The organism is Sphingomonas phyllosphaerae (assembly GCA_036946405.1).
GTDB lineage: Bacteria > Pseudomonadota > Alphaproteobacteria > Sphingomonadales > Sphingomonadaceae > Sphingomonas > Sphingomonas phyllosphaerae_D.
Genome location: JAQIJC010000001.1, coordinates 1,245,753 through 1,267,229, shown reverse-complemented (window position 1 = coordinate 1,267,229; position 21,477 = coordinate 1,245,753). Strand labels below are relative to the sequence as shown.

Here is a 21,477-nt window from a genome sequence, read left to right as displayed (position 1 = left end):
GGAGGTCCGGATGGACGAAGACGGCTCCCCCGGCTTTGGCGTCGGTTTTGATATCGACTTCGGCGACAGCTTCGGCGGGCTCAAGACGCTCGATGATCTGATCGGCTCGACGGCCGCGAACGCGGTGCGCGAATTTCAGCGCATCCAGGGCGCGGTGATGAGCGGCACCGACCTCAAGCGCGCGGCCGATGAGTTCCGCTCGCTCGGCCGCGAGACACGCAGCGCCGCGCAGGACTTCGCCCGGGTCGAGCGTGAGGCCGAGAGCCTGGTGCGCCAGCTCGAGCGGCAAAACGCCACCTTCGGCATGTCGCGCCAGGAGCTGCAGTCGCTCAAGATTGCGACCGCTGCCAAGGCGGCCGAAGACCGCGGCATGGTCGAGCTGGTCGGCCGCCTGCGCACCGAGGAGGCGCTTCTCAACGATCAGCGCGCCAAGGCCGCCGCGGCAACCGCGGCCGAGGCGCAGGCGACGCGCGAAGCAGCGCAGGCCTATCACATGTTTGAGACAGCCGCCCGGAAGGGCGCCGAGGCGATGCGCGAAGCGGCCGCGGCCGAGAAGGCGATGGAAGCCGAGCGTCACGCGCAGGAGATCCGCTCCGCCGCTTTCGCCTTCCAGCAGTTCGAGACGCGCGCCCGAGAAGGCGCTCGCGCTATGCGCGAGGCCGATGCTGCGGCGCGCGCGCTGGCACTCGAGCAGACCGCCCAGGAGGCGCGCAGCGCTGCGCTCGGCTTCCAGCTCTTCGAGACGCACGCCCGCCAGATGGCGCAGGCCGCGCGCGATGCCGCCCAGGCGGAGGCCACGCTCGCGCGCGAGGCAGCCGCGGTCCGCGCGTCGCTCGACCCGATGTTCGCCGCGCAGCGCCGTTTCGACGACGAGATGGACCGCGCCGATCGGCTGCTGGCCGCTGGCGCGATCAGGCAGCACGAATATGCCGCCGAGACAAACCGTGCCCGAGAGGCGCTGGCTGCGCACGCGCGCCAGGTCGCCGGCACGGGCGACGTCGTTGCGACCGGCTCGAAGAAGTTCGCCGCCAGCGTCGACGAGGTTGAGAAGTCGGTCCGCCGGCAGGGCTTCGCGGTCCAGCAGCTCGCACTACAGTCGCCCGACATCATCCAGGGCCTGCTCACCGGGCAGAAGCCGCTGACGGTCCTGATCCAGCAGGGCGGGCAGCTCGTCCAGGTCGCGATGATGGCACAGGGCGGGATTCGCGGCTTTGCCGCCGAGATCGGCATGTTCGCGCTGCGCTTCGCGCCGCTGATCGGCCTAGTTGGCGCGGCGACCGCTGGTTTTGCGCTGTTCAACCGCTGGATCAACCAGGGCGTCACCAACGACGATCTGACCCGCGACCTCGGCAAGATCACCGGCGGCGCGAACGCGACCAAGGCCGAGCTGTTCAAGTTGAAGGACGAGACGGTCACCTGGGCGGACACGTCCAAGGCCATGTTCGAGGTGGTCGGCAAGGACGTGATGGCCGTCTTTGTCAGCGACGTAAAGTCGATGGGCAAGGACGTAAAGACGCTGCTCGACGATCTCACCTCCTACGGGCGGCAGGCATTGGCAGGCCTGTACGCGGGTGTTGCCGGCATGAAGTCATATCTCGGCGAGTTGGAAAAGGGAGGCTTCACCGGTCTCGCTAAGACGCTGGTCGGACAGGGCGATCCGAAGCTGTTGGAGAAGACGTTCGGTGCGTCCTATGACGCTGCCGACAAATATCTGACGAAGCTGGGCGGCCGGATCCGTAAGGCGGCCGTCGACAATGCTCGTGACCGGCTCGCCGACAAGATCGGCTTCAATGCTCCAACGCCGCCGAAGGTAGACCGCCATGCCGAGCAGCTCGCGCGCCAAGCTGCGGCCGAAGAGGCGCAGATCGCCGGCCAGTACAAGATTGCGGCTGCGTACCGGGTATCGGGTGCCGCAGCGCTGATCGCCGAGGCCGAGGTGAAGGCTGAGACCGCGGCAATCCTCAAGCGCGGCGAGGCCGAGGCGTTCATCTCGCGCCAGATCCGGCTTGCGGTCGCGCAGCGCGTTTCGGACTCGGCGCGAACCTCGGCCGCGATGCGGGAGCAGGCCGCGCAGCAGCAGCTGGTCAACGACGACGTTGCTGCCGGCGTCATCCCGGCCGAGCGCGCCGCGGAGCTGCTGAAGGACCGCATGGCGGATCTGCCGCTGCTCGCTGCGCTCGAGGCCGCGCGCACCATCAAGGGCAAGGAAGGCACGCGTGCCGTCGAGGAGGCCAATAAGGCGCTCGCCGACTCCCGCGCGGCGCGCGACGCGCTCACCGATGCCGAGCGTCGTGCCGCACTGCAGGCCGCGCAGGGCGGTGCCAACGATCGGCTCGAGCAGCTCCAGGAAGAGATCCGCCTGATCGGTGCGACCGACACAGCGCGTGCGCGGTCAATGGCGATCCTCACCGCGACCCAAGAGGCCGCACGCCGGCAGTGGACCGGGCCCGACGCGGCGAAATATATCGAGACGCAGGCCAAGATCGCCGAGGGCGAGGTGCAGCGCCAGCTGCTCACCGACGCGCTCAACAATAGCCTCAATCATCAGTCCGAGCTGCTCGACGGCATCGCCACCAACGTCACCAACGCTGCGCGCGGCATGGCCGACGCGTTCGGCGACGTGGGTCGCGCGATCGGCGACACCGCGGCGATCTTCGCGCAATTCCGTGCCGACCAGCAGCGCCTGACCGACGTCTATCGCCAGCAGCTCAAGATCGCGAACCAGCTGCCCGCCGGCGAGGCGAAGACGGCTGCGCTACGCCGCGCCAACGCGCAGTATGAGGTGCGCACCGCGACCGCGCAGATCGGACTTTACGGCGACATGACGTCGGCCGCGAAGGGGCTCTTCGACGAGAAGAGCCGCGGCTATGCCGCGCTCATGGCGGCCGAGAAGGTCTATCGCGCCTTCGAGTTCGCCATGTCGGTCCGCGCGATGGTGCAGGACGTCAGCGAGACGATCTCGTCGGTCGCGAACAGCGGCGCCCGCGCTGCGGCGAACGGTGCCGAGGGCGTGTCGGCGCAGGCCAAGCTGCCTTTCCCCTTCAACATGGCCGCCATGGCAGCGACCGCAGCCGCGCTGGTTGCCGCCGGCGTCACGATCTTCTCGTCGCGCAGCAGCGGCGCGAGCGCGCCGGTGACCAACACCGGCACCGGAACCGTGCTTGGCGATCCGGCCAAGCAGTCGGAGAGCCTGAAGCGCTCGGTCGACAACCTGGCCGGCATAGAATCCGCCACCAGCGTCTACACGCGCGAGATGCTGGCCTCGCTTCGCTCGATCGAGGGCGCGATCGGCGGGGTCGCCGCGCAGATTGTGCGCGCCGGGAATGTCGACGCATCGGCCGGCGTGACCGAGGGCTTCCAGAAGAACCTGATCGGCTCGGTGCTGAGCAAGATCCCGCTGATCGGCGGCATCCTAGGCGGACTGTTCGGCAGCAAGACCGAGGTCACCGGCAGCGGCTTGTATGCCAAGGATCAGACCCTCGAGAGCATCCTTTCGCGCGGGTTCGATGCGTCCTACTATTCGGACGTCAAGAAAACCTCGAGCTTCCTCGGCATCAAGACGGGGTCGAAGACCTCGACGCAATACACCGGCGCGAGCGGCGAGCTCGAGGGGCAGTTCACCCTCATTCTGCGCCAGTTCAACGACGCGATCGCGTCGGCCGCCGGACCACTCGGCCAGTCGACCGACGAGATCCAGCGCCGGCTCAACGGCTTCGTGCTCAATCTCGGCAAGGTCGATCTTAAAGGCCTGACGGGCGAGCAGATCGAGGAGAAGCTCAACGCCGTATTCGGCGCCGCGGCCGACAACATGGCCGCGGCCGCGTTCCCGGGCCTGTCGCGCTTCCAGAAGGCCGGCGAGGGCGCTTTCGAGACGCTGACCCGCGTCGCCTCGACCGTCGAGGCCGTCACCACCGCGCTCGACCTCCTGGGCGGCAGTAGCCGCGTTCTGGGGATCGATATGAAGGTGGCGCTTGCCGATCAGTTCGACAGCGTCAGCGACTTCACCGGGGCGGTGCAGGCCTATGCCGACGCCTATTACACCCAGGAGGAAAAGCAGGCGGCGCAGGCAGCGCAGATGAACCGCGTGTTTGCGAGCCTGGGCCTCACGGTACCGCAGACGCTGGCCGGCTTCCGCCAGCTCGTCGAGGCGCAGGATCTCACCACCGCGGCCGGCCGATCGACTTATGCCGCGCTGCTCAACCTGGCGCCGGCGTTCGCGGATCTGAAGACCGCCATGGACGGCGCCAAGAGCGCGGCCGACGTGCTCGCCGAGCGGCAGGATCTCGAACGCCAGCTGCTCGAGCTGTCGGGCAACACCGCGGCGATCCGCGCGCTCGATCTCGCCAAGCTCGATGCCAGCAACCGCGCGCTGCAAGAGCAGATCTGGTCGGTCAAGGACGCTCAGGACGCAGCCAAGGCGGCGAAGGAGCTGCGTGACGCATGGAAGTCGGTCGGCGACACCATCATGGACGAGGTCAACCGGATCCGCGGCTTGAACGAGGCCGACACCGCCGGCGGGTTCGCGGCGATCATGAGCCGCTTCAACATCGCCTCGGATGCCGCGCGCGGCGGTGACCAGGACGCCGCCAAGACCCTGCCGCAGATTTCGCAGGCGCTGCTCGCGGCGGCCGCGAACGCTGCGACCAGCAAGCAGGAACTCGACCGGGTGAAGGTGCAGACGGCGGCGTCGCTCGAGGCGACCTATGCGGCAATTAGCATCTTCGCGGCGAGCGCCGGCGGGCCTGGCACGGCCGCAAACGATCAGCTGAGTGCCAGCTCAGCGGCCAGCGAGGCGGCGAGCGCATCGCAGCTCTCGGAAGACACGCTGGCCGAGACGCTGGCGCAGCTGCTCGAGGAGACCGTCGGCATGCGTCGCGACAACAACACCGGCCATGCCGCCACTGCCAGCAACACCGGCCGCATCGCCAAGACGTTGGATGCCGTAACTCAGGCCGGCGACGCGATCAGCATCACGCAGGCAGCAGCGTGAGGGTCGTTCTCGATAGCGGCGAGTCGATCGAGCTCGGCACGGTCGAGACCGCGCCGACGATCACGATCACCGACTACAGCCGCCGCGTGACCGATGACTTCGGCGTGACGACGGTAGTGGAGCGTGGCTTCTCGCGCCGCATGTCTGTCAAGCTGAAGCTGCCGTTCACCGACGTCGACGTGCTTCAGCGCAGGCTTGCGAGCCTTCGCGCGACGCCGGCGAAGTGGATCGCGGACGAGCAGATCGCCTGGCTGTCCGCCCGCGGGTTCTTCAAGGACTTCGATCTCGACCTAAACCTTCCGCCGGTCAGCTATTGTACGCTGAGCGTCGAGGGGTTCACGCAGACCGAGATCGCCGCGGATCCCGGCATCAATCCTACCCTCGGCGGTGGCACTCCAACCCTGCGCCTGCTGCAGCCGGTGGCGCTGGGTGAGGCAATGCTGGCGCAGAGCAGCGTTGCGGAGACCGACGCCGCATCGTGGGCCGCCGGCTCCACCTATGCCGCCGGCGTGCGCGTCATGCGGGCGCATGTCGTCTACGAGAGCCTCGTCGCCGGCAACAAGGGGCGCGATCCCATCACGGATCCCGCGGCCTGGCTCACCGTCGGGCCGACGAACCGCTGGGCCATGTTCGACCAGGCGCTCGGCACCGCGACCAGCGCCAACGGCTCGATCGTGGTCGGCCTCGAGGCAGGCTCGGTCAACGCCGTCGCGCTGCTCGACGTCGCCGGCAGCACGGTGCGGGTGCAGGCGACCGGCTACGATCGCACGATCGCCGTCGACGCTGGCGCGATCACCTTCCTCGACCTTCCGACGACCAGCGGGCGCGTCACCGTCACGATCGCCGGCAGCGGGCAGGTCTCCGTTGGCACGCTCCTGGTCGGCACGGTCGTGGGGCTTGGCACGACCGAGCAATCGCCGAGCGCCGGCATCACCGATTACAGCCGCAAGGAGGTCGACGACTTCGGCGGCGTGACGGTGGTACAGCGGTCGTGGGCAAAGCGCATGTCGGTCCGTGGCATGCTGCGCACCGATGCGGTCGACGCGGTCGCCAACCGGATCGCCGCCGTTCGGGCGCGCCCCTCGCTCTGGATCGGCGACGCCGGAACCGACAGCCTGACGGTCTACGGTTTCTTCAAAGAGTTCTCGATCGAAGTCGGCGAACGCTTCAGCAAACTTTCGCTCTCGGTGGAGGGGTTGAGTGACGCAGCGCCGACCGGCCCGCTCACGATCCCGTGGGAGAACATCTCTGATCCGAAGGGCACGCGGCCAACCAACAATGCGGATGTGACCGGGCAGAACACGTCCAAGGACACGAACGCGGTCGGCGGCAAGCCTGCAGCCGATGTGCTGAAGGAGATCGCGGCAACTACGGCGCAGCAGAAGCAGCTGACGGACGTCACCATCCCGGCCGTCAACAAGGCGGTAGCAGATGCCGGCGATCGGATCACGGCCGCAAAGCAGCGCGCTGACGATGCTTTTCAGAACGCCGACAGCGTCAATCGTCGCGTCGACGAGCTTGTCGCTGGCGGAAACGAGGGGATCGACACCGAAGCGCGCGCCGAAATCCAGCGCGTCGACGAGGCGGCTATCAGCCGCGATGCCGCTGCGGCGCGGGAAAGCGTCGCGATCGAGGCGCGCATGAGCGAGCGCGTCAGTGCCAGCGCCCGTGACGTCACCACCGCCTACACCGAAGCCGATCGGGCGCTCGGCAGCCGCGCCAGCACGTTGGAAGTTTCGGCGCTTTCGCCGCGCACCACGACCTTGAACGCGAACCCCGATTTCTCTTTCTGGCCGGATGCGAACGGCAACACGGCGCCGGGCTGGGTATGGTGGGCGAACGTTGTCGGCGCTGCGATGCGCATCGCGGCGGAAGGTCGCCGCGGCGGCTATGCCTATCGCCATGACATGCCGGCCGGGATCGATATGGGTTGGCAGCAAACCCCGATCCTGATCGACGCCGGCTGGTGGGTCATGGAGGCGGACACGATCCTTCGTGCCGGTTCCTACCTCGGCACGGGTATGACAGTCGATGGCGTCTATAGCTTCGACTTCGCGCGGGAAGCCGATACAAACGGCACCGTTAGTTCGGGTGGTATCGATAAGCGTCGGCGCTGGTCGAAGCTCGTGAAGATCAACGAGCCTCGTAACAACTGGCACCTGATGCAGAATTGGGGCGGCTTCGCTCCAATGGAAGCTAAGCAGATCGACTGGTATTACTGCGGCATCCGCCCGGCAACTGATGCCGAGATTGCCGCTCGAAAGGCGATCGACGTCACGATCCCTGCGGTCACCGCTCGCGTGAAGGCGTCTGAGGATACCCTCGCTGACCTGCCGGATCTCTATGCCGCCGCTTCGCGCGCCGCGGCGTTGGAGGCGCAGGTCAATCTCGCAACCGACAGTGGCCTGAAGCGGGCGCTGTCGGCGCAGATCGAGGACCGCGCGACGGCGATCGCCGATGCGAAGGCTGGAGCTGTAGCGCAATCCCTTGAGACCGTGCGCTCGAGCCTCAACGACCGCGTAGGACAAGTCGAGGTACAGGCCGGGGCAATTTCCGGCATCGATCAGCGGACGTCGGTTTACTGGCGCGTGGTCGGCACGACGCCCGACGGGCAGGCGATGATCAGCCTGTCGAAGTCGGATGGCAGTTCGCCGCTCTTCTACGTCGGCGCCAACATGCTGGTTCGCGGCGACCTGATCGTCGACGGTGCCGTCACCCTTCGCACGCTCAACCGCGCAACGATGACCGCCACGACGCAGGCAAGCCGCACTGGCCCGTTTGCTGCCAACTACAACACTGGCGTCGTACCCGTCGACGGCATCGCCGGCGATATGCCGATCGGCGATGGCGGCTCGCTGTATTTCACTGTTTCTGCAGCACAGATCAGCTCCACGAACGGCGCAGTCGCGGCTGCCTATCCTTCAGTCCAGCTGCTCGACACCGCCAACAATGTGCTTGGCGATTACAAGATACCGCTTGCCGATAGTCGGATCGGTGGCCTCGCCAATTACGTGGTTCGCGCGATCAATATGTGGGGAGCGCGGACTATCCGCTGGCGGCTCGTAAATCGCGGTACCGATCAGGCGTACACGCACATGAACGACCCGTCCGCCTCCCTCTACTGGACCGCTCTCTGAGGTGCTGTCATGGAATACTGGATCTTCTTCGACCTCGCGTCCGGAGCCGAGCTGTGGCGCGGGAGTGGCTCCCCGGGCACCGCAGCGCTTCAGCTGGTGCCCGAAGGCGTTGGGATGGCGGTTGTGCCGCAAGGCGTGATCAGCGGCCCGACGGTCAACCTGCCGCTGCTGCGCGCGGCGGTCTGCTCCGACATCGACACCGCCGCCGAGCGGATGCGTGGCCTCTTCCTGACGCCCGGTGCCGGGCAGGCGATGACCTACACCCGCAAGGAGAGCGAAGCGCGCGCGTGGGTGGCCGACAACAACGCGGCAGCCCCGTTCCTCGCCGCCGAGGCGTCAGCTCGAGGAATGTCCATTGCGGAGCTCGCCGCCGAGGTGATCGCGCAGGCCGATGCCTGGGTGACGATCGGCGCGGCGATCGAGGCGAAGCGCATGGCGGCCAAGGGCAACGTTGCCGCGGCCGATACCGTCGGTGGCATCATCACCGCGCAGACCATCGATTGGAGCGCGATCGGTGCTGCGGCGGGCGCTTGAGGTCGCGCGGCAGCTGCTGGTCTCGATCGACCAGCTCGCGCAGGTCCTCGCCGTCGGGCTATTCTACATCGCGGGATTGACTGCGGTCTGCCCATCCGCCGACGAAACGATCAGCAGCTACGTCGGCCGTGGCCAGCTCCGCGGTGCCTGGTGGGCGCGGATCCTCGCGCCAGCAATTGATCGCCTGTTCATCCTCCTCGGCGAAGAGCCCGGCCACTGCCGGCGCAACGTCGAGACGGCCTTCCTGGGCAACGCGCCCACCCCATAGCGCCGCCGGCGCGGAGATCCTCATGACCGACACCCCCACCGCCACGGCTGTCGTCGTGGCGCCGACCGCACGCGCGTCTTGGAAGGACCTGATCCCGGTCCTCGCCCTCCTGATCACCGTGGTCGGCCTGCTGGTGGGCGGCGGCAAGATGCTGGGCAAGGTCGAGGACAACACGCGCCGCATCGAGAAGCTCGAGGGCCGCGCCGACACGCGCGACGTCGAGCAGAGCGACATGAAGGCCAACCTCGCGGCGATCAACGCCAAGCTCGACCTGCTCATCCGCCGCACCCCCGAGCGGCCCTGACCTCACCTCCGAAAGGAACACCTATGTCGCTCATTCTCGAGCGGGCGCGCGCTGCGGCGCACGCCTGGTCCGTCCGCGTGGCCGCCATCGGCGCGATGATCTCCGCTGCGCTGGTCGCGATCGATCCCGCCACACTGCAGGCCGCATGGCTCAGCATGCCGGCCGACGTGCGCACGCTCTTCCCCGAGCACCTGCAGGCGTGGATCGGCCTGCTGCTGTTCGTCGGCGTGGCGATCGCGCGCGTGGTGCCGCAGCCGGCCGCCGCTCATCGGCTCGGCCTGATCAGCTCGCCGACGCCGGCGCTGATCGTCGGGCCCGTGGCGATCGCCCTGCTCCACCACTTCGAGCGCTGCCGCCTGACCGCATACCGCTGCCGGGCCGCCAAATGGACGATCGGCTGGGGGATGACCTATTACCCCGACGGCCGGCGGGTGAAGGCGGGCGACCGGATCACCCAGGAGCAGGCCGACGCGATGTTCGCGCAGCTGCTCGCGCGCGACTTCGCCGCGCCGGTTATGGCGGCGATCGGCCGAACGCCGGTCACCGCGGCACAGTTCGGTGCGATGGTCGCGCTGGCGTACAACATCGGCATGGGCGCCTTCCGCAAGTCGTCCGTGCTGCGCTTTCACCGCTTGGCGCAGGTCGACGCGGCCGCGCGTGCCTTCGCGCTCTTCAACAAAATCGACGGCGAGGTCTCGTCCGGCCTGGTCCGCCGGCGTGCGGCGGAAGCAGCGCTCTACCTGAGCAACTTCGCTGAGCTGAAGGCGCAGACCTTCGGCGAGGTGACCGCGTGAGCCTCGGCCCGGCGCTCGCGCTGCTGCGCCGCTTCTGGCCCGTGCTGCCGATCGGCGCGCTGGCGATCGCCGTCATCGTCCTGCGCGCCCAGCTCGTCGACGCTCGCCACGACCTGGAACGCGAGCGCAGCGCGGCGAAGCTCGAGAGCGAGACAGCCTCGCGCAAGCGCGCCGAGCTCGTCGCCGCGAACGCGCAGCAAGAGGCAAAAGCGACGTCGACTTTCGCCGACCGGCTCGCCGCGCGATCGCCGCTCATCATCCGCTCAACCGACACCGTGAGGGAATATGCCCAGACTGATGCTGGCCGGGCTCTGTGCCTTGGCCCTGACCGCGTGCGCGCCATCGATGCGCTCGATGCCGCCCGTCCCGGTGCGAGTGAGGCCGCCGGCGGCAGCCCTCGAGCCGTGCAGCCTCTCGCCGGTGACCCGGCAGCCCGACGGTAGCGCCACCTCGGCCGACGCCGAGAGCACGATCCGCAACCGCGGCTTCGATCTTTGGAGCTGCGACGACAAGCGCCAGCTCCTCATCGACGCCTGGCCTGACACCAGCCTGCCGCAGACCGTCCGCGAGCTGCTCCAGGCGAAGTGATCGCCGGCCTCCAACCACCAGAACAATCGCCGGGCGATCCGGCTCTCTCATCGGGAGACCCTTCATGACCTCGACCACCGCCGCCGGTACCGCCATCGCAATCTCTGCTGGCACTCTTACCAGCTTCGACGCTGCCGGCTTCGCTGCGCTGACCTACACCGATGTCGGTGGCGTCGATAAGATCGGCCCGATCGGCGCGACCTTCGGGAAGGTCGAGTTCCAGCCGCTCAAAGGTCCGAAGGACAAGCAGAAGTCGACCCCGGACTACGGCGCCTTGTCCTTGTCGATGGCCTATGACGAGCTCGACGCCGGGCAGTCGCTGCTGCGCGCTGCGGGCGATGACGACACCCAACGCCTCTACCCGGTTCGGGTGACCTACCCGACGGGCGCCATCCGGTATTTCCGCACGCGCGTTTTCGGCACACCCGAAAGCGTCGACGGGGCGGAGTCGGTTCTCATGACCAATGCGGTGGTCGAGATCTGCTCGAAGCCGGTGAAGGTGGCAGGATCGGGCACTCCGGCGCCAACCCCGACGCCGACTCCGTCAGTCACGCTGGTAGATCTCGGCCTGTCCAGCTTGGCCTTCCAACGCGGGGTTGCCAAGTCGGTGGACATCACCAACGCATCGGCGGCCGGCGTGCTTACGGGCAGCACGCTGCCGACCGGGTTCACGGTCGCCAGCAGCGCCCGCAAGCTCGCGTATGACGGGTCGGGCAGCGGTGCCAGCACCCTCGCGCTGGCGATCGCCGAGACGAACGCGAACGCGGCTGGTTCGCGGACGACCACCTTTTCACTCACCATGGCAGCTGCTGCTGCCACGCCGACCTTCGGCGCGCTCTCTCTCTCCGATGCCAACTTTCAGCGCGGCGTCGCGAAGACGGTCGACATCCTCGGTGCGACGGCCGGCAGCACGATTGTCGTCAACAATCTGCCGACCAGCTTCACGCTCAACAGCGCGGCGCGCACGTTGTCCTATAACGGCGCTGGCAGCGGCGCTACGAGCGTCACCTTGTCGGTCGATGAATCTGGCAGCGGCTATACGACCCGCAACTCGCAGCTCACCATCACCTTGGCGGCAGCGAGCGGGGGCCTCCCCGCGTTCACGACGCAGTCCGAGACGACCACGGCAGTGTCCAATTTCACGACGCCTGCAACAGTGGGGCAGGTCCGCGCTATGGATAAGGCGATCAGGCTGTTCAAGAAGGAGGGCATCTGGTCGAAGATCAAGGTGTTCGGCACCGTCGGGGCGGACGCGCAGCAGACCGCGATCAACTGGAAGACCGGCGCGGCGCTCGCGACAACGGGTCCGCTGGTCGTCACGACGCCCTTCGAGGCTATCACTCCTGGCACCGCCGCCCTCATTAGGTCCGGCGTCCTGATGAGCGATCTCGACCCGACCAATGCGACGATCGGTTCGTACAGCAAGCAGACCACGTCGATGGTAGCGAACATCGGCGCGAAGAACGCGGACGGGAACATGTTCTCTGTCTCGCCGAAGGTTGCGACCGATGGTGTCGGCAAGGGCGGCATCGGGTCGCCCGAAACGCTGTTCACCGGCGCGCTTACCGAATATGACGGGGCAGGCTGGCAGGCGGTTACGCGGCTGCCGGCGGACGGCAACAACATGCGCGCCTATCGCTTCGGTGCGCCGAAGGGTGTCCTCGCGTCCGCTCCTGCAGCGGCCGCGTCGTTGGGCGCGACCGAGCTGTACATCGGCGGGTACAACAACAATGGCACGGCGGTATCATCCGGCCGCCGCATCTTCGCGTGGCTGATCGCCGAGGGCCTGACCGACAAGCAAATGGTCGCGCTGGGCTACATCGTCGAAGGCCTCTCGGACTCGCTCAGGTACGGCGAGTACAACGAGATCCCCGCTGGCATGGGCGCAACCACCGTTTCGTCGGATGCGGTCTTCTACGGCGTCACGCCGATGAGCATGGTCGGTGCTTGGGAGGCAAAGCGCCAAGGCCTCAATCCGATCATCGTTGGCGGCTGGCGAGAGCGCCGTCCCGGCGGCATGTCATCGGGCGGGCTCGGCTTCACGGACTTCCTCACGCAGTCCGCGCTCCAAGGTCTGCCGCGGTGGATGCTGGCACAGCTTCAGACCATGGATGGTCAGGGAACGAACGTTTTCCAGTTCAACCCCAAGACCTTCGACAAGCTGACGCGGTCGATGTTCGATCCGCGCTTCTCGTTCGGCTATGACATTCCCATCTACTATTCGGACGGGATCGCGGCTGGCGGCGTCACGAAGACCGGCACTCGCGTGACGAAGATCGTGACCCGCGACGGCCGCACGATCAACTGCACCGGCTATGTCGCAGATGGCTCGTATGAGGGTGATCTTGCGCGGCAGACGCCCGGCGTCACGACGGTGTACGGACGCGAGGCGGCAACCGGCACGTCGGCCGAACTCAAGAACGGCGAGCGGGGCCTTTTGCAGGACGCCGGCGGCAACGGCCACCAGTTCCGCAACAAGGCCGACAACTCATTCGTGAAGGTCGATCCGTGGGTTGTGCCGGGCGACACCACGTCAGGGCTGCTGCCGAACGTCAACCGCATCTATGTCGCTGGCAACCCGGCGAACGGCGCGGCGGATAACAAGGTTCAGGCGTTCAACTTCCGCTCCACCTTCACTAGCGGTGACCTGTACCGACGTCCGTTCCCGTTCAGCGCTGGCAATCCGCCAACCGGCTATAACAAGCAGTTCTATGAAGCGCTCGGACGGTTCCTCGCCATTTCGCCCACCTCGGTTCTTGCCGATCTGATGAAGAATGACCCACTGCCGGGCGTCGGCGGTGTCTCCGACATCAACGCGAAGAACGGTTTCTCGACCGACTTCTTTGCGAAGAACTGGGGTTATCTGGAGGGAACGAACGCCCAGCGAGAGGCGATCTGGAAGGACATCTGGAACAAGACGATGGGCTTCTGGTACTATCTCCAGTACGAGAATGACCCGCGCATCTCGACCGCGATCCGGACGGAAGCCCTCAAGTGGGGCCTGTCAATGATCCACTACACCGACCCGCATCCCAACGACGACTATGGCTATATCCCGCAGCTGTATGTTCGCGAGGGCTTCCGCCTTGTCGGTGACCTCATCGTCACCGGTGATGATGCGCAGCGCACCGATGGCACCACGCCGACTTCAATCAAGACGGTGGCCGTCGCGAGCTATGACGTCGACAGCCACCATGTCGAAACGGTGGCGGAGAATGTCGGCGGGACTTGGGGGATGTGGAACACGGGCAACGTGCAGGCCAGCCAGGGCGGCGCCGACGGTGTGCAACCGATCCCCTATGAGGCGATCGTCCCGAAGGCTTCGGAGTGCACGAACATGTTCTGCCTGTTTGGCATCTCGGCGACGCACATCGGCATCTCGTCATACCGCATGGAGTTCACCGGCATGTTGGCGGGGCAGAGCGCCGCACACGCCATGAAGGTGGCGAAGGCTGCTAGCGCTCAGGATGTGCAGAGCGTCGATTATTCGACCCTGCGAAGCTCCATCCTCAACGCTATGACGCTGACGGGTGAAACCGCTCAGCTGCTTCCGCAGGTAAACTGACCCGAGAGCATACTCAGGTATCCTGCAGGCTGAAAAGCCGAGCCCACCCACAACTCGCATGAGTTTAGTGGGTGGGTTCGGGAGCGGCCTCAGTCCGTCGCAATGCTGGTATCTTGAGTCGAAGCTTTGTGCCGAGCTACCCGCTCTTCTTGCATGTGCCCCAACTTTCGATCCGAGACTCGCCTTGCCTGTTCCTAGTCAGGTAAGCTCCAAGCCAGATACCTGGCTTCTCTATGAAACGATAGGCGGCGAGCGCGGCTTGCATTGTAAAAAATACCTGTGCCGTCACTGGCAAGCAGACGACAAGGACGGCATACTGACCGACGCCTGTCCGATCGTAGCCGTGAGGATTGGCCCGCGCGCGCGGATACCAAGGGTCACCGGTTTGCCGGGTGGCCCGCTAATACAAGACCCATCAGGGGAATACGCGGGGCGTAGCTCCCTTGGTCTGCGCGGCTAACCACCCGGTTCGGGTCGGTTGGCCGCGCAGATTCACCTCTCCATTTTTCGCGGCCGCGAGCCGCTGCACCGATCCTGACGCCGACCTGGCGCAGGCCCGTCGATCGATCCTGATCGGCGCGATCACGCGCGCGTAGCCGAGCGCTTCCTCCCACAAGAGAAAGCACCCATGAGCACCATCACCGCCCGGCCGATCGCGCCGTACCTCGGCGGCAAGCGCAACCTGGCCAAGCGCCTGTGCGCCATCATCGATGCCACGCCCCATCGAACCTATGTCGAACCATTCGTCGGCATGGGCGGCATCTTCCTGCGGCGTCCGCACGCGGCGCCGGCCGAGGTGATCAACGATATTTCGCGCGACGTATCGAACCTGTTCCGGGTTGTGCGCCGCCACTACGAGCCGCTTGTCGCCGAGCTGGATCTGCTGCTCGCCAGCCGTGAGGAATTCGATCGCCAGCGCCGGATAGATCCGGAGACGTTGACCGACATCGAGCGCGCGGCGCGCTTCCTCTATCTGCAGAAGCTCGCCTTCGGCGGTAAGGTGGTTGGCCGCAATTTCGGCGTCGACCGGGCGTCGAAGGCCGGTTTCAACTACGCTAAGCTGCGCGCCGACATTCGCGCGCTGGGCGAGCGGCTGGCGCCGGTGACGATCGAGCGGCTGCCCTATGCCGAGCTGATCCGGCGCTACGATCATGCCGACACGCTGTTCTACCTCGACCCGCCCTATTGGGGCTGCGAGGATGATTACGGTCAGGATGTTTTCTCGCGCGGGGACTTCGAGCAGCTGGCCGACCAGCTCGCCGGCATCGCCGGCAAGTTCGTGCTGTCGATTAACGCCACCGAAGGGTCGCGCGCTGTATTCAGCCGGTTCCGCGTCGTGGACGTCGAGGTAGCCTGGTCGATTGCGACCAAGGCGACGGGCACGGCAAAGCGTGTGACAGAGCTGGTCGTCAGCAACTTCGGCTGAGGATCGCGGGGTATTGGCCGGGGTATCGACCCCGGCCGAGCCTTCAAAAAACAACGCAATTCTGCGGAGCCGGTTAAGACCAAGGCGGAGGACCCCTCCGCCTCGCTTACCTACACGTAGTCTACGATTGAGAGTGACACCATGAACGTTCGCTCTTGCCCGCCGATGTGATCAATGACCGAGCAGTCTGCGGTTCTAGAGGCATCTTGAGATGGGCTTTCGAGCATCATCTTGATGGCCGAGCGAATAACCGCATCTCTGGCAATTTCGATCGATGCATATTCCTCCCGAAAGCAGGAGGTAGCACCATCGATAATTGCTACATCGAAGATTGGCATACTTGCAAACTACCACGCCCCCGTTTTCGAGTCCGGAAAAAGCCTCCTGATCTTAGGCAGTGAAGTAGTTAAATTATGAGTTGGACTTCGACCGATTTCGCGAGAACAACAGATTTTAGTGACACCCGTGAATGTCGGATTGGCTTGGTGATCGTGACTCGGGTGACCGGCACAACGAAGCGCATAACCGAGCTGAGCGCCACCAGCTTCGGCTGAGGATTGCGGGGTATCAGCCGGGGCATCGACCCCGGCCAGACCTTCAGAGAACAACGCATTTCTGCGGAGCCAGTCTACACAGGGGCGGAGGGTACCTCCGCCTCGGTCAGCCTATTTTCCGCCCGAAAGCACGATGTCGGTCAAGCGCCAGCACCGACGTCGACCACCACGACGGCGTTAACAGCCTCGGGTTGCCGCACGCCAATCTGCCAGCGCGTGAAGGCCGGCTCGCCCGACCTTCTATACTCAACGACTTCACCACTCAGAAACACGTACACTGACAACCTACGAGTCTCGCTTGGCAAGGTATAGACTGCCGGACCACCTTTAGTAATCAGCAGAGCGCCAGCAGGCGCTTCAGCATCATAGCCGATCGCACTTGCCGGATCGATGCTGACTAGCGGGTCTTCGATTACGAGCACGCGCTGAACCGCGGGCAACTGGATAACGCCGCCTGTCGCGACATCGAAGAAGTATCGGTCGAGTTCTTCGCCGCAAGCAATCCCGATCTTGTCGCCGACGAAGAACATGTCTCCCTTTTTCAAGCTGCTCACGAGTGTGGTCCGCACTGCGTCGAGACGAATCATCGCCCAATCCCCTTACTAGGACATGAGGTCCTCATGCTCACCAACGCTGCCGTCAAGGCGGCGCGCGCGCGCGCGTCCGCGTACAAGATCGCCGACGAGCGCGGCCTACATCTGTTCGTCGCGCCAACCGGCCGCAAGTCGTTCCGGTGGCGCTTCCGCTTCGCGGGACAGGAGCAGCTGCTGACGATCGGCCAATGGCCGGAGATCTCGCTCGATGCCGCCCGGGCCCGGGCTGAGGCCGCGCGCGAGCAGCTCGGCCGCGGCGTGGATCCGCGCACCGCGCCGGCGGTGATGACCTTCGAGCGCGCGGCGCGCACCTGGCACGCCCAGCAGCTCGCCGGTTGGACGGCGGTGCATGCGGCCGACGTCCTCGCCAGCCTCGAGGCAGACGTGTTCCCGGCGATCGGCGCCGACGAGCTTGATGCCATCGACGCGCCGGCGGTGCTCCGGATCGTGCGATCGATCGAGCAGCGCGGCGCGATCCAGACGGCGCGCCGCGTCCGCCAGCGGATCTCCGACGTTTTCGCGCTGGCTGTCAGCGAGGGCTGGGCCCAGGCGGACCCGGCGGCGATCGTCGGCCGCGCGTTGGCGCGCGCGCCGGCCGCGCGGCATCACCCGGCTCTGACGACGATCGAGGAGGCGCGCGCGCTGCTCGCCGCGGCCGAGCTGGTCGACGCCGGCGCCCCGGTGAAGCTCGCGTCCCGCTTTCTCGCGCTCACCGCGGTGCGCCTGGCGGCGGTGCGCGGCGCGCGGTGGTGCGAGATCGAGAATCTGGACGGCGACGCGCCTGTCTGGCGCATCCCCGCGGCGCGGATGAAGCTGGCCGCGACGAAGAAGCTCGATGCCGACAACGATCACCTGGTGCCGCTCGCGCCGGCGGCTGTGGCGGTGCTGCGCGCCGCGCGCGCGCCGAATATGCATCTGAAGGATGCATATGTGCACCAGGAGCATGCAAATTTGCACGGCAATGGCCTGATCTTCCCCGGTCGCGACGGCCGATCGCCGATCGGCGAGGGCACGATCAACGCTCTGTACGGGCGGACGCATTTCGCGGGGCGGCACGTCGTGCACGGCTGGCGCGCCACATTCTCGACGGTGATGAACGAGCAGCGACCGGCGGATCGGCAGGTGATCGACCAGGCGCTCGGCCATGTGCTGAAGCACGACGATGGCACAACCGCGAAGGTGGAGGGCGCCTACAACCGAGCTAAGCACCTCGCGCCGCGTCGGCGTCTGTTTGAGGAATGGGCCGAGATCCTGATTAATTGACCGCGCCGCGAGCGCCGCGGTCGGGGGCGGGTGGCACGGTCTGTGCTCATCCCCCCCCAGGCAGCCCGGGGCGGCGCAAGCCGCCACGCTCGACAGCCGGGTCTTGGCGATCGAGTGGAAGGGGTGGGTCCTATCGGCGTGGGGGGATTACAAATTCATGCATGGGATCGCCTTAGCGATCCCATTCCTTTTATCTTTCAACCCCTGAGAGGGGATACTGACCGCATGGTGGACTCGCGTTCACTCCTTCATCGCGGCGTGCGATCCCGGCCTTGATCCGGGCGAGCGTGTCGCGCAGATCCGGGCATGCCGGCTCGGCTGCCGCTACCGGCGACGTCGCAGGGGCAGTTCCTGTTCGTTGAAGCCGCTTTCGGGCGAGCAGGTCGCGCAGGCGCTGGGCGACCCGTGCGGGCAGCGCCTCGGGCGTGAAGAAGTACGCGTTCGACACCTGCCGGCGCTGGGGGCCGAACAGCCCATCCCTGCCCGTCTTCTCGGTCCGGCGGATCCAGTCGAGGATCTTCAGGCTCTTCAGCCGCTCCAGCGCGCGCACCACCGTGGTCTTTGACACGCCCGCTGCGCTCGCGATCGTGTCTAACGCTGGATCGATCCGGCCGCTCTTGAAGTCGATTGCGATTTTGCCGTGCCGGCCGAGCAGCGCCTCGAGCACGCGCAGGCCGTGCAGTCCGAGCGGCCGAGCGCCGCCCTTGGCGCGCAGCTGGTTGTCCAGCTCACCCACCACCTTCAACACGCAGTCAATCCAGCCCATCGCGCCGGCCGTTGTGCCGTCGCCGATCGGCCGCGACACGCGGGCGCGCCGGTCCTCAACGTCGATGCTGTTGCGGCGGACCTTGCGGTCGGCACCGCGCTCGGCCTTGCCCGTCAGGCGGGCCGTGAAGCCCTTGGTGAGCTGGCGCGTCTGGCGCCCCATCGAGGCCGCGGTCACGCGCGGCCTCCGATCATCAGGCGTGCTGTCGCTTGCCCTCGAGCAGCGTAGCCGGCGGCGCGAGCCCCTTCGTCAGCATGTCCGCCCACTCCTGCGCCAGCTCGCGCCGGCGCGGCATGTACGCGGCGCGATTGTAGTCGCCCTCGACCCCCGCCGGGATATGGGCGAGCATGAGGTCGATCACGGCGCGGTCGTCGCCCCTGCCCTGCTCCTTCACCAGCTCGTTCATCACCGTTGAGAAGGTGGCGCGCCACCCGTGCGGAACATGGACGCCCGAGAAGCCCGCTTCCCGGTATGCCTTGCTCAGCGTGCTGTCGCTGATCGGTCGTCGCGCATTGCGCACGCTGCGGAAGATCAGCCCGGTCGCATCCCTCCCCGAGAAGCCGATCGCGACCTTCACCGTCTCGACAGCCTGGCGCGACAGCGGGACGATGAACTCGAAGGCGTCGTCCTGTTTGCGCTCCACTCCAAGCTTCATCTTGGCCGCGGGGACGCGCCATATCGGCGCCTTGCCGTCGAGATCCTCGAACTCGCGCACCTCGGCGTTGCGCAGCGTCGCCGATCGCACCGCGGTCAGCGCCAGCAGGCGCGACGCCAGCTTCGTCAGCGGCTGCCCGGGCTGCTTCTCCGATTCCTCGAGCACGGCCTGGGCGAGCTTGATGGTTCGCGCAGCCGGGAACTTGCCCTTCGCCTTCCGGCCGAGCGCCCGCTTCGTGACCGCGGCAGGGTCGGCCGAGGCAATCCCCGCGCCGATCGCGCGCGCAAAAACCTCCGAGATCCGCTGACGTACGCGGTGCGCCGTTTCCAGTGCGCCGCGCGCCTCGATCGGCCTCAGCACCTCCAGCACTAGCGGCGTCGTGACGGCCGTGATCGGCAGCGTGCCGATACGCGGGAAGACGTCGTTCACGAAGCTGTTGAGGACGATCGCCGCGTAGCGCGGCGACCAGCCCGCCTTCTGGCTCACGTGCCACTCCCGGGCAACCCTCTCGAAGGTGCTCCCGACCAGCGCCGTCTGCTCGGCTGCTCGCTGCCGCTTGCTCACCGCAGGATCCGCCCCGTCGCGCAGCACGCGCGCCGCGTCCTCGCGCAGCTGCCGAGCCTTCACCAGCGTGATCGTCGGATAGGGTCCGAAGACCAGCCGCTTTTCCTTGCCGCCGATGCGGTATTTCCAGCGCCACGACTTGAAGCCGCTCGGCAGAACGTAGAGGTAGAGCCCGTGTGCGTCGGCCAGCTTGTACGGCTTGTCCTTCGCCGGCGCCTTTCGGCAGGCAACGTCCGTCAGCATCCGGTGCCCCCAGCTCGTTCAGGCTGTGCCCCCAAAATGCCCCCAGAATCGCCGCGCTCCATGGGTTCCATCTGGGACCATATGGGACAACGCACAAGCCTTTCCACGAGGGGAAAGGGGGCACTGGTGGGCTGTTTGGGAACCCCTTGGAACAAAGGGTTGGTGGAAGGGACTGGATTCGAACCAGTGTACACTTGCGTGGGCAGATTTACAGTCTGCTGCCTTTAACCACTCGGCCACCCTTCCACGAGCGGCGCTGTCAAAGCGAGGGCGCGCAATGCCCGCGCATCGGCGGCCTGTCAACGCCTGTGTCGCGACGCCGCAACAATTTGCACCGCGGTTGCGCCACGCCGCCGCCGCGCATAGCGTCCGCCTCCGACTTTCCTCCATCGAACAACACGGACCCGACCCGTCATGCGTTTCTTGCCCACTGCCTCCGCCCCCCCCGCCCGGGGCCGCCGCTGATGGCACGGCGCGGTCATCGCCCGAGCCAGCCGCAGGGTAATCGTCCCCGGCTGTGGGGTCGTCACGCGGTCACCGCCGCGCTCGCCAATCCGGAACGGGTGGTGCGCAAGATCTGGGGCACGCGCGAGGCGCTGGCGGCGCTCAACCTGCCGCCGGTGCTACCGGTGGTGTTCGCCGACGCCGCCGATCTCGGGCGGCTGGTTCCCGGCGATGCGCCGCACCAGGGGATGGTCGCGGAGGTCGATCCGCTCGAGGACGTGTGGCTGGGCGATCTGCTCGAACAAGGCAGCACCGACGATCCGGAGCGCCCGCGCCCGCTGGTGGTGCTCGACCAGGTGACCGATCCGCACAATGTCGGCGCAATCCTGCGTTCGGCCGCGGCGTTCGACGCGCTCGGCATCGTCACGCAGGACCGACACGCGCCGCCCGAATCGGGTGCGCTGGCGCGCGCGGCGAGCGGCGCGCTGGAGACGGTGCCATGGGTGCGGGTCGTCAATCTGGCGCGCGCGCTGGAGGAGATGGCCGAGGCGGGCTGCTGGCGAATCGGGCTGACCGGTCATGCGACGCAGACCCTTCAGCAATCGGTCGCCGACATCGGCACGAGCCGCCGGATCGCGATCGTGCTCGGCGCCGAGGGCGAAGGGATGCGCCAGAACACCGAGACGCATTGCGACGAGCTGGCGAAGCTCCCGATCTCGGGCAAGGTCGAGAGCCTCAACGTCTCGAACGCCGCCGCGATCGCGCTCTACGCGGTCACGGCGCGCTGAC

Annotated in this window: 15 protein-coding genes and 1 tRNA gene; 12 read left to right on the top strand and 4 right to left on the bottom strand. The window is 66.7% G+C overall.

Annotated features, from left to right (window positions below; genetic code table 11):
- Window positions 1–10 precede the first annotated feature (10 nt).
- From PGN12_05950 to PGN12_05905, 10 genes are all read left to right on the top strand, one after another.
- Window positions 11–4,990: a phage tail length tape measure family protein gene (locus tag PGN12_05950; GenBank protein ID MEH3103431.1), complete on the top strand. Its 4,980-nt coding sequence runs from the start codon at window positions 11–13 to the stop codon at window positions 4,988–4,990.
- Entirely contained in the window at window positions 4,987–8,127 is a 3,141-nt protein-coding gene (locus tag PGN12_05945; GenBank protein MEH3103430.1) for a hypothetical protein, read from the top strand. The genes PGN12_05950 and PGN12_05945 overlap by 4 nt, the downstream gene beginning before the upstream one ends.
- A gap of 9 nt (window positions 8,128–8,136) precedes the next feature.
- Window positions 8,137–8,661, top strand: a complete 525-nt coding sequence (locus PGN12_05940; GenBank protein MEH3103429.1) for a hypothetical protein — start codon at window positions 8,137–8,139, stop codon at window positions 8,659–8,661.
- Window positions 8,642–8,929: a hypothetical protein gene (locus PGN12_05935; protein MEH3103428.1), complete on the top strand. Its 288-nt coding sequence runs from the start codon at window positions 8,642–8,644 to the stop codon at window positions 8,927–8,929. Before PGN12_05940 ends, PGN12_05935 begins: the two co-directional genes overlap by 20 nt.
- Before the next feature lie 22 nt (window positions 8,930–8,951).
- Complete coding sequence (locus PGN12_05930) at window positions 8,952–9,233, top strand: hypothetical protein (protein ID MEH3103427.1); 282 nt, start codon at window positions 8,952–8,954, stop codon at window positions 9,231–9,233.
- A gap of 23 nt (window positions 9,234–9,256) precedes the next feature.
- Window positions 9,257–10,027 (top strand): lysozyme, encoded by a 771-nt coding sequence (locus PGN12_05925; protein ID MEH3103426.1) that lies wholly within the window; start codon window positions 9,257–9,259, stop codon window positions 10,025–10,027.
- Window positions 10,024–10,470 carry a hypothetical protein gene (locus tag PGN12_05920; GenBank protein ID MEH3103425.1) on the top strand — a complete coding sequence of 149 codons (447 nt, stop codon included), beginning with the start codon at window positions 10,024–10,026 and terminating at the stop codon, window positions 10,468–10,470. The genes PGN12_05925 and PGN12_05920 overlap by 4 nt, the downstream gene beginning before the upstream one ends.
- The gene (locus PGN12_05915) at window positions 10,448–10,615 is read left to right on the top strand and encodes a hypothetical protein (protein MEH3103424.1); all 168 of its coding nucleotides are present in this window, start codon (window positions 10,448–10,450) and stop codon (window positions 10,613–10,615) included. Before PGN12_05920 ends, PGN12_05915 begins: the two co-directional genes overlap by 23 nt.
- 64 nt (window positions 10,616–10,679) lie before the next feature.
- Window positions 10,680–14,180, top strand: a complete 3,501-nt coding sequence (locus PGN12_05910) for an FAD-dependent oxidoreductase (GenBank protein ID MEH3103423.1) — start codon at window positions 10,680–10,682, stop codon at window positions 14,178–14,180.
- Window positions 14,181–14,808: 628 nt separating this feature from the next.
- Window positions 14,809–15,606, top strand: coding sequence for a DNA adenine methylase (locus PGN12_05905; GenBank protein ID MEH3103422.1), 798 nt, complete (start codon window positions 14,809–14,811; stop codon window positions 15,604–15,606).
- A gap of 694 nt (window positions 15,607–16,300) precedes the next feature.
- On the opposite strand, the gene PGN12_05900 is transcribed toward PGN12_05905, so the two are convergent.
- The gene (locus PGN12_05900) at window positions 16,301–16,747 is read right to left on the bottom strand and encodes a hypothetical protein (protein ID MEH3103421.1); all 447 of its coding nucleotides are present in this window, start codon (window positions 16,745–16,747) and stop codon (window positions 16,301–16,303) included.
- Window positions 16,748–16,780: 33 nt separating this feature from the next.
- On the opposite strand from PGN12_05900, the gene PGN12_05895 reads away from it, so the two are divergent.
- Window positions 16,781–18,016 carry an integrase arm-type DNA-binding domain-containing protein gene (locus tag PGN12_05895; GenBank protein ID MEH3103420.1) on the top strand — a complete coding sequence of 412 codons (1,236 nt, stop codon included), beginning with the start codon at window positions 16,781–16,783 and terminating at the stop codon, window positions 18,014–18,016.
- 190 nt (window positions 18,017–18,206) lie between these two features.
- On the opposite strand, the gene PGN12_05890 is transcribed toward PGN12_05895, so the two are convergent.
- The 3 genes from PGN12_05890 to PGN12_05880 form a co-directional block, all read right to left on the bottom strand.
- Window positions 18,207–18,959 carry a hypothetical protein gene (locus PGN12_05890; GenBank protein MEH3103419.1) on the bottom strand — a complete coding sequence of 251 codons (753 nt, stop codon included), beginning with the start codon at window positions 18,957–18,959 and terminating at the stop codon, window positions 18,207–18,209.
- Window positions 18,960–18,975: 16 nt separating this feature from the next.
- Window positions 18,976–20,244 carry an integrase arm-type DNA-binding domain-containing protein gene (locus PGN12_05885; GenBank protein MEH3103418.1) on the bottom strand — a complete coding sequence of 423 codons (1,269 nt, stop codon included), beginning with the start codon at window positions 20,242–20,244 and terminating at the stop codon, window positions 18,976–18,978.
- A 160-nt stretch (window positions 20,245–20,404) separates the two neighbouring features.
- Window positions 20,405–20,490: transfer RNA gene (locus PGN12_05880), tRNA-Tyr, on the bottom strand.
- 218 nt (window positions 20,491–20,708) lie between these two features.
- Between PGN12_05880 and rlmB the strand changes: the two genes are divergently transcribed.
- Window positions 20,709–21,476 (top strand): 23S rRNA (guanosine(2251)-2'-O)-methyltransferase RlmB, encoded by a 768-nt coding sequence (gene rlmB, locus PGN12_05875; protein MEH3103417.1) that lies wholly within the window; start codon window positions 20,709–20,711, stop codon window positions 21,474–21,476.
- Window position 21,477 lies beyond the last annotated feature (1 nt).

Excerpts from the sequence above, each read along its gene's own strand:
- PGN12_05885 (MEH3103418.1), bottom strand. The coding sequence starts at position 20,244 with ATGCTGACGGACGTTGCCTGCCGAAAGGCGCCGGCGAAGGACAAGCCG.
- PGN12_05910 (MEH3103423.1), top strand. The coding sequence starts at position 10,680 with ATGACCTCGACCACCGCCGCCGGTACCGCCATCGCAATCTCTGCTGGC.
- PGN12_05950 (MEH3103431.1), top strand. The coding sequence starts at position 11 with ATGGACGAAGACGGCTCCCCCGGCTTTGGCGTCGGTTTTGATATCGAC.
- rlmB (MEH3103417.1), top strand. The coding sequence starts at position 20,709 with ATGGCACGGCGCGGTCATCGCCCGAGCCAGCCGCAGGGTAATCGTCCC.
- PGN12_05930 (MEH3103427.1), top strand. The coding sequence starts at position 8,952 with ATGACCGACACCCCCACCGCCACGGCTGTCGTCGTGGCGCCGACCGCA.
- PGN12_05895 (MEH3103420.1), top strand. The coding sequence starts at position 16,781 with ATGCTCACCAACGCTGCCGTCAAGGCGGCGCGCGCGCGCGCGTCCGCG.
- PGN12_05925 (MEH3103426.1), top strand. The coding sequence starts at position 9,257 with ATGTCGCTCATTCTCGAGCGGGCGCGCGCTGCGGCGCACGCCTGGTCC.
- PGN12_05905 (MEH3103422.1), top strand. The coding sequence starts at position 14,809 with ATGAGCACCATCACCGCCCGGCCGATCGCGCCGTACCTCGGCGGCAAG.
- PGN12_05900 (MEH3103421.1), bottom strand. The coding sequence starts at position 16,747 with ATGATTCGTCTCGACGCAGTGCGGACCACACTCGTGAGCAGCTTGAAA.
- PGN12_05940 (MEH3103429.1), top strand. The coding sequence starts at position 8,137 with ATGGAATACTGGATCTTCTTCGACCTCGCGTCCGGAGCCGAGCTGTGG.